The sequence below is a fragment of the Kitasatospora sp. NPDC030952 genome (genome assembly GCF_055571335.1).
In genome coordinates, this window is the sequence record NZ_JBVIFM010000012.1 from 41,503 (window position 1) to 52,212 (window position 10,710).

Here is a 10,710-nt window from a genome sequence, read left to right on the forward strand (position 1 = left end):
GGGATGGCGGGCGCGATGTTGGGGAGCCGCTAGCGTCGAGGGCAGGCCGCCCCGAGGACGGGCGGGTGCGTCGATGGATCGGAGCCACCGTGGTCCCCATGACCCTGCAAGAGATCGCCGAGGCTGTCGGGGGCGCTCTGCACGACGTCTCCGATCCGGGCGCCGTGGTCGACCGGCCGGGGGTCATCGACTCGCGCCTGGTAGAGCCCGGGGCGCTGTTCATCGCGCTGCCGGGCGAGCACACCGATGGGCACCGGTTCGCTGAAGCCGCCGTCCGCGCCGGGGCTACGGGCGTGCTCGCGGCTCGGCCGGTCGGGATGCCGGCGGTCGTGGTGCCGGACGTCCAGGACGCGATGGGCGCCCTGGCCCGCGCGGTGCTCGACCGCCTGAAGGCGCCGACCGTGATCGGGCTGACCGGCTCGGCCGGGAAGACCAGCACCAAGGACCTGCTGGCCCAGGTGCTGGAGACCATGGACACCACGGTGGCCACGCCGCTGTCGTACAACGGCGAGATCGGCCTGCCGCTGACCGTCTTCCGGGCGGATGAGAACACCCGCCTGCTGGTGCTGGAGATGGGCTCGCGCGGCGCCGGGCACATCAAGTACCTGACGGGGATCGTCCCGCCGAAGGTCGGCCTGGTCCTGAACGTCGGCACCGCGCACGTGGGCGAGTTCGGCGGCGGGAAGGAGTCGATCGCGGTCGCGAAGGGCGAACTCGTCGAGGCCCTGCCCGTCGACGGCCTGGCGGTGCTCAACGCCGACGACCCGTACGTCATGTCGATGGCGCCGCGCACGGTCGCGCAGGTCCTGACGTTCGGGGTGCAGGCCGGGGACGTGCGGGCCGTCGACGTCGAGCTGGACGCCGCCGGGCGGCCGTCGTTCACTCTCACGTACCGGGGTGACAGCGCCCCGGTGAAGCTGGGGCTGCACGGCGCCCACCACGTGTCCAACGCGACGGCCGCCGCCGCTGTAGCGATCGGCCTGGGCGCGAGCGTCGGGCAGGCGGCGGATGCGCTGACCAGTGCCAGGCAGCTGACGCCGGGCCGGATGGACGTCACCGAGCGGCCGGACGGCGTGACGGTGATCAACGACGCGTTCAACGCGAACCCCGATTCGATGGCCGTCGCCCTGTCCGCGCTCACCGCCATGGCCGGCAGCGGGCGGAGAACGGTGGCGGTGCTGGGCGAGATGCGGGAGCTGGGCGAGGAATCCGAGGCCCACCATGCGGAGCTGGGTCGGCTCGTCGCCTGGACCGGGGTCACCGACCTGATCGCGGTCGGCGACTGGGAGGCCCGGTTGGTGCACGCCGAGGCGGTGGAGGGAGGCGTCAACGGCACGCTGGTGCCGGACCGCGACGCCGCCCTCGAGTTGCTGCTGACCTACCTCAGGCCCGGGGACGTGGTGCTCGTGAAGGGCTCCCACAGCGTCGGGCTGGAGGACACGGCGATGCGTCTCACCAAGCCCGACGCTGCCGACGCCGCGCGCTGACTACGCGGCCGAGACCGCGACCGGGGTCTTGGCCAGCCGCAGCAAAACCGCTCGTCCGACGCGGCCGGCGGTCCCGGTGCCCATCGTCACCACCAGGTCGCCGGGCTCGACCAGCTCGGCGACCACGTCCGCCGCGCCGCGCCCGTCGCCCGCGGTGTGGGCCCGGCCGCCGCAGGCGGCGACCTGCGCGGCCATCGGCGCGATGCCGATCCCGGTGAGCGGGGACTCGACCGAGGCGTGCACGTCCAGGAGGACGACCTCGTCGGCCGCCGCGAGCCGACGCCCCATCTCCTCGCCGAGGGCGGCGGTGCGGGTCCAGCCAGTGGGCTCGAACACCGCGATCACCCGGCCCTCGGTAAGCATTCGGGCGGTGGCCAGGTCGGCGGTGATCTCGCTCGGGTGGTGGGCGTAGGAGTCCAGCACCGTCACCCCGGAGTGGCTGCCGGTGGTGGTGAGCCTGCGCTTGATGCCCTGGAAGGCGTTGATGCCGGCGACCAGGTCGGCGGGCTCGGCCCCGAGCACCCGGCCGGCGGCGAACGCGGCGGCGGCGTTCAGCGCGTTGTGCCGCCCAGGGACGGCCAGGGTGAACTCGTGCCACGATCCGTCTGTGTCCTGGACGGTGACGTGGCTGGCTGCCCCGTCCCACAGCACGCGCAGCACCCGCACGTCGGCGTCCTTGGCCTCGCCGACCGTGACGACCCGCGGGCCGGGCGCCGCCTGAAGGCGCTCGGTCAGCAGCCGGGCTCCGGGGTCGTCGGAGGAGACGACCAACACGGAGCTGTTGCGGGCCAGGCGCTCGAAGACGTCCAGGACGTCGTTCAGGTCGACGTACTGCTCGGGGTGGTCGTCATCCACGTTCAGGACGACGGCGACCTGCGGGTGGTAGCGGCCGGCGGTGCGGTCGCTTTCGTCGGTCTCGGCGACCAGGAGGCCGTCGAGGCCCTGGTGGGCGTTGGGGCGGCCGACGGGGGTGGCGCCGATGGCGTACGAGGGGTCGAGGTGGGCCAGAGCGGCACTGAGGACGCCGGTGGTCATGGTCTTGCCGTGGGTGCCCGCCACGGCGACCGACTGCTCGGCGGTGGCGATCAAGTGCGCGAGCACGTCCGAGCGGTGCACGACCGGGATGCCGGCCCGGCGGGCGGCGGCGACCTCGGGGTTGTTCGGGGTCACCGCGCTGGACCACACAAGGACGGTGGCGTTGGCGGGCAGGTTGCTGGCGGTGTGGCCGATGGCGACCGAGGCACCGGCGTCCTCCAACTCACGCAGGGCGGCGGTATCGCTGGTGTCGGAGCCGGAGACCCGGCTGCCGCTCTCCAGCAGGAGGCGGGCGGCGGCCGACATGCCGGCGCCGCCGATGCCCACGAAGTGCGGGCGGGTGAGGTCGATGGGGCCGTCGTGGACGGGGACGATCACGTTCCTGGTTTCCATGCTGTGCGCTCCAGTTCGGAGTCCAGCCCGTGATGGGCGATGGGTGGAAGGGCGCTACGCGGAGGTGCCGCCGTCCGGCGCCGAGTTGACCGCTGGGTGAGCGCCGAATCGGGCCGTGTCGAAGTGGTCGTACACGATGACGCCGAGCAGGGCGATCAACACAGCGTTGCCGACCGCCCACAGGGAACCGAGGAACGCGCCGACCGGATCGCGGTGCTGACCTCGACGGCGGGACGGGGACTGGTGCACGGCTAACTCCTCGCGGCAGAAGGGAAGCTGGTGCTGGCCGGGCGCTTGAAGTGCGTGCCCGATGGGGTAATGACAGCCGGAGACAGGGCCGTGACGGGATGGTGAGCTAAGGTCACTCACGGTTCATTCATCACTCACTGGGGGCGGAGCGGATGGAGACGAGGACCGACCACGACGCGGTCGACCAGGCCTCGGAGGCGTTCGCCGCCGAGGTCGCCCACTGGCGGGAGGTACGAGGCCTCTCCAAGCGCGCGCTGGCCGGGAAGATGGGCTTCGACCCGTCGTACGTCAGCCACATGGAGTCCGGCCGCCACAAGCCGACCGAGGAGTTCGCCCGCCTCGCCGACGAGACCCTCAACGCCGGGAAAGCCATCTGGCGGCGCTGGCTCGACTACGACTCAGTCCGTTCCCGAAGCCGCCCCCAGACCTCCGCGCCGGCGCCTCGCCGCCCCGAGCAGCCGTACGCCTCAGGGGCCGCGATTATGGTCGAACACGACGAAGCCGTGCTCCAATTCGACGGCTCCACCTACCGGTTGACCATGCGCCGCCGCCTACGGAACACCGGCACCGAGCCCATCACCCGCTACCTCATCCGCATCGCCGTCGACCGCTACCCCGGCGAACCCGAGCGCTCCAACGCCCACTACCGTAAGCGCCCACTGACCTGGGACGAACTCGCGCTCACCGCCACGTGCCAGGGCGAGGACATGCGCTGGCAGGCCAAGCACGACCGCGACGCCTTCAAGGAGGTCTGGCTCCTGTTCGACAACGAGCAGGGCCGCTTCCCGCTCTACCCGGGCGACGCCACCTGGATCGAGTACGCCTACAGCGTCGGCGCCGACAAGTGGGGCCACTGGTTCCAGCGCGCCGTCCGCCTGCCCACCGAACACCTCGCCGTCCGGCTCGACTTCCCCGCCGCCCTCGACCCGGTCGTGTGGGGCACCGAGACCTCCATGACCGCCGAAGCCGTGCCCCTCCGCACCGCCGTCAGCCGCCGCGACGAGGGCGAGCGGCGGCACTTCGCCTGGGCGACCGACGACCCGCCGCTGCACGCCCGCTTCCGCCTCGAATGGCGCTTCCGCGCCACCACCAACAACCAACACCAGACCAAGGAGACAAGGTGATCGAGGTGCGGCCCAGCCAGCAGATGCAGTCCCTCGGCGTCGTCCAACAGGGCACCCCCATCCTCAACCGCCCCGCCGAGCCCTTTGACCTCCCGGCCGAACGCTCCGCGGCCCAGGCCGTCATCGACGAGCTGTTCAACGCCGTCGACCGGATCGGCCGCGTGCACTCCTTCGCCAAAGGCATGGGCCTCGCCGCCCCACAGATCGGCATCCCCCGAGCCGCCGCCGTCGTCCTCCCCCCGGCCGCCGGCGCCGAGCCGATTATCTTGCTCAACCCCAAGGTCACCGCCGTCTCCGACGAGACCGACGAACAGTACGAGGGCTGCCTCAGCTTCTTCGACGTCCGCGGCATGGTCCCCCGCCCCCTCCGCATGGACGTCACCTCCACCACCCTCGACGGCACCATCACCACCGCCACCTACGAGTTCGGCCTCGCCCGCCTCATCGCCCACGAGATCGACCACCTCGACGGCCTGCTCTACACCAACCGCATGCGCCCCGAGGTCCACCCGATCCCCGTCGAGGAGTACCGGGGCACTGGGTCCTCCTGGACGTACTGAGGCGCGACGAAGCGGTGGCGCAGGCCCAGCTGGTGGCCGACACGCGGGCACGGGTCCTCGGCCGCGACCACCCGTGGATGGCGTGGTCACTGGAGCGCCTCGAGGGACGGCTCCGGGCGAGTCGGCAGGACGTCGACCGCAGGCTTGGGCCCGATCCCTGACGCCACGCTCGAGGCGGACAATACGTCAGGCCCGGAGCCGCTTTCGCGGTGGCGCGACGACGGCCCTGGCCAGCCCGACCGGCGACGGCTACCACCTGCTCGTCGACCACGACGAGGGCCAGACCACCCTCCAGAAGGCAGCACAAACCCTTCTGGAAGGTGACATACTGTACGCCGCTTGTTGCCCGTAAGCCCTGGCCGCGTCAATCCACAAGGCCGCCTGCCGCTCGGGAGCTGGAATGCGACGACGCATCAGGGGACGAGCGGTTTCGAGGGCCGCACCGGCGTCGCCCGGCTTCACCTCGACGCTGACCGCGTGCAGCGCCGGGCGAAGACCAAGATCAGAATGGAACCGCCAGCCCGGCCGCGCGCAACTGCGACAGGGCGGCGGACATGCACTGCTGCACGGTCCTGCCGTCGGCACGCATGCCGTGCTCCAGGGGACCACCGCTGGCGGCGAACGTCCACGCCGGCGCATTGTCGGCCACCCGCTCGGCGTCCATCCTGATCATCGCGTTCACACCTTGCTCGCCGAGCCACTCCAGGATGAGGAGCGTCACGTCCTCGACGCCGCGATCCTGGTCAGTCTTCGGCCAGCGGTCCGTGTTTCCCGTGTTTCCCGTGTTTCCCGTCATCGCCCAGACTCTATCGAGGGCGCTGAGCGGCCAGAGGATCAGTGCCCGGCTTCCAGTGCGGCGAAGCGTTCGGCGCACTCGCTGGCGAAGGAGCTGAGCCGGTCCACGGATTTCCGAAAGCCCTGCGGATCCCACTCCCTGCGGGCCGGAACGTCCGTCCACTGCTGCCACAGGCTACCTTCGGCAAGGTACTGAGACGCGTTCTCGGTACCGAGTGCGGTGTCGAGGTGCAGCAGCGCGCCGAGCGCGAAGCCCTGGTCGTAGTGGAGGTCAAGCCGAGGCAAATAGTGATCAAGGTACCTGCAGAGCAACTCCGCATCCGCGCCCTCGCCGAACGTAGCAAGAGTGACGCAGTAGGCCGCGCCGGCGTAGGGCCCTTCACTGGCCAACAGGAGTTCGCCGATCCGGCTGCGGAACTCGGTCCTGCCAGCGATGACGACCAGCCAGGAGGCTGTCCTACGCTCCCGCCACCCACCCTCGAACAGGATGGCGAGTTCAGCGGGAGTGATCTCCGCGGCAGCCTGGACCAACTCGGTCACGAACACCTCGCGCTCAGGCCCGCTCAACCACAGCATGCCTCCGCCCACCCGGAGATACCGGCGTCCGGGCGTGACGAATCGACGGATCAGGCTCATCAGCTCAGGGTCGGTGTAGTCTCGTCGCACACCTGCATCCTCGCCCGGACAACGCCCGACTGCCAGGGGTTTTCTACGCCCGGGGCCGCCGGGTGACGACCGCTGGATGAGGGGCGCGAGGGCCGTTCATAGGCGCGCGCGGAGGCGATCCAGAGACCGGGCCCGGGAGCCCGACGACGGCCCGCACGAGCCCGTCGTCGTCTGGGGCGACCCGACGCCTACCCGTGGGAGGGCCGCACTCGGAGCTGCTGAAGAGTTTGTCCGGCAGTGACTCACAGAATCCGGAACCTGGAGTGGTCATCGGCCCGGTCACTGGTTCCCCATGCCTTCGAGCGGGATATTCGAGACGGACGGTGGCCGGCCGCTCGAATGGATGAGCGCGGAAAGGGCCGTCAAGGCCCGGGTCCGGCGGCAGCCGGACTTTCGTGATCGGCGCAGTGACGCCCACTCGGTCGGGTGTGCAGCCGACGACGGCGACCGGACCGGGCGGCGGAAGCGGCACGGACCGTCAGGCTGCCGGGGCAACGGCAGCTGGGGTGCGGAAGGGTAACGGTTGAACCGTGTCCACCGGAACCGGAATCGGGCTACTGCTGTCGATGTCAGCGGCGGGTATTAGCGTCCAGGGTATGGGCTTCACCAGCGTTTGGGCGATCACCAGCCACCCGGATTCCTTTATCTCCGACCTGTCTCCCCGGTTACTGCCCGCTATGGAGACGGACTGGTCCCAGCCCTGCGCTCAAGCGCGATGGGAACGTTGGCTGCAGGAACCCCTGCCCGACTACCGTACGTGGTACGAGAGTTCAGGGCCAGCCTCGGCTGACGTTGCCGCGATGGAGTCGTTCCGGGAGCTCACCGCCCCAGGGCTCAACGTTGACGCTATGTGCTGCGGAGAAGCCGATCCGGACTTCTGTGCCATCGACGATGTGTGGACGGATCATCCGGGTGACGGCCCTTTCGTCTCGGTAAATTCCACGGAGTACACGGTCGCATCGCTCTTCCATGCCATCGGCCCAGCCCGCGCCTCCCTCCTTCCGGGCTGGTGCGGCAACTTCCTGCTCACCTCCGCCCAGGTCCGCCAGACCTTGCCGTGCGTGGAGCGAGCCTCCACTTTCACCGAGGCCGAACGTTCCGCAGCGGATGCTCAGGATTGGCTGCATTACTCGCCCCGGGAGGAGTCCGTCCTTGACGGGCCGCTGCGACTGTGGCGCGCAGCGGCCGGGAACGGGCTCGGCTTGTGCGGCGTCGCGGTACACGTCTCCTGACTCTCGCCCCAACTCGGCTTCCTGGAAGGGTTCTTACGCTCACGTCCTTGGCAGCCCGCCGGTCGGGCCAGCGGGCAGTTGTCTTGCTGGCCGAGCTTTCGGATCTGGGTTGGCGGCCCGGTTCGTCGCACCCGGCCCCAGGGCTCGAACAAATTGTCCTGTCAGTCGCCAGTCCGCAGATCACGCAGGCCGTCCTCGAAGGCTGTGAGTGCGTACTGCCCTGTGCCGCGGCCGGGCATCTCGAGCTTCTTGAGCTGCCCTCCGACGGTGTGGGACACCAGCGGTACTGGCAGCGCGTCAGGCCAGAGACCGGTCCGCTTACCCTCAGAGAGCACTCGGCGGAACGCGCCGGTGGATCCCCGCAGGCTCCGGCCGTTCGCCTTCAACTCCTCTGCGGCGCACTCGCCTTCGCCGTGGACGACCTGGAGCAGGATCTGTTGCGCGCGGGGCGGAAGACGGTCGTAGTACGAGCGGGCCCGCTTCGGCGTCCAGCGGTCGTCGGGTTCCGTGGTCACGACAGCGGCCGGCATGGCGGCGAGCGCGAGCAGCTTCTCGAGTGCCTCGGGGGTTGGATTCTCCACGGTGATCGTGATCTTCATGGCGGACACCCTTGCACCCCAGAGGGCTGAACACAAATAACCACGGCAGACATTCTAGAAACAGAGGGCGCACACCGGGCGCCTCCTTATGTATCAGACCCTGTGTTGCATCCTCTAACTGGATTTAGAGGATGCAACACAGGGCCTGGTACAGATACGCTGTCCCGGACGGATCATCAGCCCGCCGTGCCGGAAGGAGAGCACCTGTGGACACGGACGCGAACAACCTGCCCGCTCTGGCGGAGGCCCCCATCGAGGTGGTGGTCGGCGAGCTGGTGGATGACAGTCAGGCTCTCACGCGGTTCGCGCTCGACGGTGCCGACCCGAACGAGATGCTGACCGAGGACGCGGCCGACGATCTCGCCTCCGCCCGGCCGGCGCGCACCAGCCAGACCTACGCAGAACAGTGGCGCTACTTCGCCCGCTGGTGCGCCGACAACGGCCGGCACCCGGGGCCGCGTACCAGCGAGGCGAACATGGTCTCCTACATCTCCCACCTGCGCCGCCGCGGCGGACGCGACGGCACGGGCGCGCCGGTGAGCTCGCTACGCCTGGCGATGGCGGCGATCCGCGACGCCAACGCCCGTGCGGGGTACGAGAATTGGCCCCCGAAGAAGGCCACCGCCGAGCTGATCCGCAAGCAGGCCGCCGACCACGCCCGCTCCCGCCGCACCCCCAAGTCCAGCCCGCCCGTCGACGCCGCCCGCATCGCCCACCTCCAGGAAGGCACGACCACCGACATCCCCCTCGCCCGCTGGCGCGACCTGACGATCCTGCACCTCGGCTACCGCACCCGAGCCCGCCGCTCCGAGCAGTCCGCCTACCGCATTGACTCCATCGTCTTCGAGCAGCTAGAGGACGGCACCGAACAGATGGTGGTCGGCAAGCGCACCAGCAAGAACGACCACTGGTCCACCGGTCGCGAGTACCTCGTCCGCGACCCGGTCGCCATCTCCGTGGTCCGCACCTACATCGCACTGCTCGCCGAACTCGGCCAAGCAGAGCCACAGTTGCCGCTGCTCCGCGGCATCACCCGCTGGGGCCGACTCATGCCCGTCCCCGCCTCCGGCACCGGCACCGGCATGACCGGCCACGCGGTCAACCGCGCCTTCAAACGCATGATCACCCGCACCCCAGGCTTCGATGCCAAAAACGCCACCAGCCATGGCCTCCGCGCCGGCGTCCCCGCCGACCTCGCGGCCCAGGGCTACAGCCCGGCCGAGATCATGGTCATCACCGAGGACTGGAAGTCCACCACCATGGTCGAGAAGTACGCCAAGGCCGGCCTCCGCCGCGCCGGCAAGGACAGCCTCGGCCGAGCCCAAGAGGCTCTCGACGCCCTGACCGTCCCACCGCCAGACCGCCCCACTGCGCAGAAGGACATCGCTGACTGAAGCGACGCTGCCGAGGCGAACCCTCGATCAAGAGCGCTACTGAACTTGAATTCGTGATGTTGGTCGGCCGCTTCAACAGCCACCAGGTGCCCTCGACCGTATACGAGACATGGAACAGCCCTCCGATCAGCGTCTTGATCCACGCCAGCGTCCACCGCTGGTCCGCCCACCCGTGAGCCAACGGGCCACGCTCCAACGCCCGCTCCGGCCTGACGATCTGGTCTTCGCTGAGTCGAGGTCGTCCCGGCGACTCCTTCGACAGGACTCCAGCTTCTCCGCTCACGCGCCAGGCCCGGCGCCACCGCTCGACCGACTGCACGCTGATCCGCAGGGCAGCGGCAATCTCCGCGTTCCTCTGCCCGCCCTCGAAACGCTCCACGACCTGGCGCCGTAACCGCTCCCGCGTGGATCTCTCGGCGTCGGTCAGCCCGCCGCCCTGCGCGTACCTCACACCCCAGGGCTACTGGCGCCCACACCCAACTGTCAGGCGAACGGCACCGACATCACCCAATCAAGTTCAGTAGTGGCCCGAGCAACTGAACAGCATAGGGAATCACGGGCAGTACGGTTCGCCGACTGCAGTTGGGAGCTCAAGGAATACCTCCTTAGGTGTATTGACCACGGAGGTTGATAACGGGTTCACGACGTGATGATCTTGAGATGAGTGAAGGCCTTCTGGCTCGGTGTGGATGCAACATCTACCCAGCTCCCCGAATTGGCCCTCATGCCACACCGTCACGTACCGCTGACCGAGACCGGACGTTTGCGTCTCGCCCGCTTCGAGGTCGAGGACGACTGGCCGCTGCGGCGGGCCGCTGAACGCTTCCAGGTCTCACCGACCACGGCCAAACGCTGGGCGGACCGCTACCGCACGCTCGGTGAGGCCGGTACAAGCGACCTATCCAGCCGCCTACACCATAGTCCGCGTCGGCTGCCTCCCGCACCGAGCGGCGGATCGTCAAGTCCGCCTCACCGCCTGGGGACCGGCCCGCATCGCCCACCTGCTGCGACCCATCCCCGCCACCGCCGATAGGACACGCCCGTACCGTGGGCTTCACACGGCAAAATCGCCGCCTGCTGGAAACCCGACCGCATTGCGCCGCCACCACCAAGCTGGCGCGGATGTGAATCCGGCCGAAATCGATGTGTGGGCCGTCTGCCTGCTATTGGCGGACG

At 69.5% G+C, this 10,710-nt stretch carries 10 protein-coding genes and 3 pseudogenes; 6 read left to right on the forward strand and 7 right to left on the reverse strand.

Annotated features, from left to right (window positions below; translation table 11 throughout):
- Positions 1-89 precede the first annotated feature (89 nt).
- A complete protein-coding gene (locus tag ACZ47G_RS21510) occupies positions 90-1,487 on the forward strand; it encodes a UDP-N-acetylmuramoyl-tripeptide--D-alanyl-D-alanine ligase (RefSeq protein WP_465744901.1) in 1,398 nt (465 codons plus the stop codon).
- On the opposite strand, the gene murC is transcribed toward ACZ47G_RS21510, so the two are convergent.
- Both murC and ACZ47G_RS21520 read right to left on the reverse strand, forming a co-directional pair.
- Complete coding sequence (gene murC, locus ACZ47G_RS21515) at positions 1,488-2,915, reverse strand: UDP-N-acetylmuramate--L-alanine ligase (RefSeq protein WP_465744903.1); 1,428 nt, start codon at positions 2,913-2,915, stop codon at positions 1,488-1,490.
- 54 nt (positions 2,916-2,969) lie between these two features.
- Positions 2,970-3,164 carry a hypothetical protein gene (locus tag ACZ47G_RS21520; protein ID WP_465744905.1) on the reverse strand — a complete coding sequence of 65 codons (195 nt, stop codon included), beginning with the start codon at positions 3,162-3,164 and terminating at the stop codon, positions 2,970-2,972.
- Between the two features lie 152 nt (positions 3,165-3,316).
- On the opposite strand from ACZ47G_RS21520, the gene ACZ47G_RS21525 reads away from it, so the two are divergent.
- Together ACZ47G_RS21525 and ACZ47G_RS21530 are read left to right on the forward strand one after the other, a co-directional pair.
- The gene (locus tag ACZ47G_RS21525; protein WP_465744907.1) at positions 3,317-4,288 is read left to right on the forward strand and encodes a helix-turn-helix domain-containing protein; all 972 of its coding nucleotides are present in this window, start codon (positions 3,317-3,319) and stop codon (positions 4,286-4,288) included.
- On the forward strand, positions 4,285-4,848 hold the full coding sequence (locus tag ACZ47G_RS21530; protein ID WP_465744909.1) for a peptide deformylase: 564 nt from the start codon (positions 4,285-4,287) through the stop codon (positions 4,846-4,848). The genes ACZ47G_RS21525 and ACZ47G_RS21530 overlap by 4 nt, the downstream gene beginning before the upstream one ends.
- A gap of 339 nt (positions 4,849-5,187) precedes the next feature.
- On the opposite strand, the pseudogene ACZ47G_RS21535 reads toward ACZ47G_RS21530, so the two are convergent.
- From ACZ47G_RS21535 to ACZ47G_RS21545, 3 genes and pseudogenes are all read right to left on the reverse strand, one after another.
- Positions 5,188-5,334, reverse strand: a pseudogene (locus ACZ47G_RS21535) (helix-turn-helix domain-containing protein); the annotation flags it as partial.
- A 16-nt stretch (positions 5,335-5,350) separates the two neighbouring features.
- Entirely contained in the window at positions 5,351-5,644 is a 294-nt protein-coding gene (locus ACZ47G_RS21540; RefSeq protein WP_465744911.1) for a hypothetical protein, read from the reverse strand.
- 38 nt (positions 5,645-5,682) lie between these two features.
- Positions 5,683-6,279, reverse strand: coding sequence for a DUF6000 family protein (locus ACZ47G_RS21545; protein WP_465744913.1), 597 nt, complete (start codon positions 6,277-6,279; stop codon positions 5,683-5,685).
- Between the two features lie 626 nt (positions 6,280-6,905).
- On the opposite strand from ACZ47G_RS21545, the gene ACZ47G_RS21550 reads away from it, so the two are divergent.
- Entirely contained in the window at positions 6,906-7,541 is a 636-nt protein-coding gene (locus ACZ47G_RS21550; protein WP_465744915.1) for a hypothetical protein, read from the forward strand.
- 161 nt (positions 7,542-7,702) lie between these two features.
- On the opposite strand, the gene ACZ47G_RS21555 is transcribed toward ACZ47G_RS21550, so the two are convergent.
- Positions 7,703-8,140, reverse strand: a complete 438-nt coding sequence (locus ACZ47G_RS21555; RefSeq protein ID WP_465744917.1) for a hypothetical protein — start codon at positions 8,138-8,140, stop codon at positions 7,703-7,705.
- 206 nt (positions 8,141-8,346) lie between these two features.
- Between ACZ47G_RS21555 and ACZ47G_RS21560 the strand changes: the two genes are divergently transcribed.
- A complete protein-coding gene (locus ACZ47G_RS21560; RefSeq protein ID WP_465744919.1) occupies positions 8,347-9,534 on the forward strand; it encodes a site-specific integrase in 1,188 nt (395 codons plus the stop codon).
- Between the two features lie 67 nt (positions 9,535-9,601).
- Here ACZ47G_RS21560 and ACZ47G_RS21565 read toward each other — a convergent pair.
- Positions 9,602-9,985: pseudogene (locus ACZ47G_RS21565) on the reverse strand (helix-turn-helix domain-containing protein); the annotation flags it as partial.
- 273 nt (positions 9,986-10,258) lie between these two features.
- Here ACZ47G_RS21565 and ACZ47G_RS21570 point away from each other — a divergent pair.
- A pseudogene (locus ACZ47G_RS21570) lies at positions 10,259-10,551 on the forward strand (leucine zipper domain-containing protein); the annotation flags it as partial.
- Positions 10,552-10,710: the final 159 nt, after the last annotated feature.

Excerpts from the sequence above, each read along its gene's own strand:
- ACZ47G_RS21525 (WP_465744907.1), top strand. The coding sequence starts at position 3,317 with ATGGAGACGAGGACCGACCACGACGCGGTCGACCAGGCCTCGGAGGCG.
- ACZ47G_RS21545 (WP_465744913.1), bottom strand. The coding sequence starts at position 6,279 with ATGAGCCTGATCCGTCGATTCGTCACGCCCGGACGCCGGTATCTCCGG.
- ACZ47G_RS21550 (WP_465744915.1), top strand. The coding sequence starts at position 6,906 with ATGGGCTTCACCAGCGTTTGGGCGATCACCAGCCACCCGGATTCCTTT.
- ACZ47G_RS21555 (WP_465744917.1), bottom strand. The coding sequence starts at position 8,140 with ATGAAGATCACGATCACCGTGGAGAATCCAACCCCCGAGGCACTCGAG.
- ACZ47G_RS21540 (WP_465744911.1), bottom strand. The coding sequence starts at position 5,644 with ATGACGGGAAACACGGGAAACACGGGAAACACGGACCGCTGGCCGAAG.
- murC (WP_465744903.1), bottom strand. The coding sequence starts at position 2,915 with ATGGAAACCAGGAACGTGATCGTCCCCGTCCACGACGGCCCCATCGAC.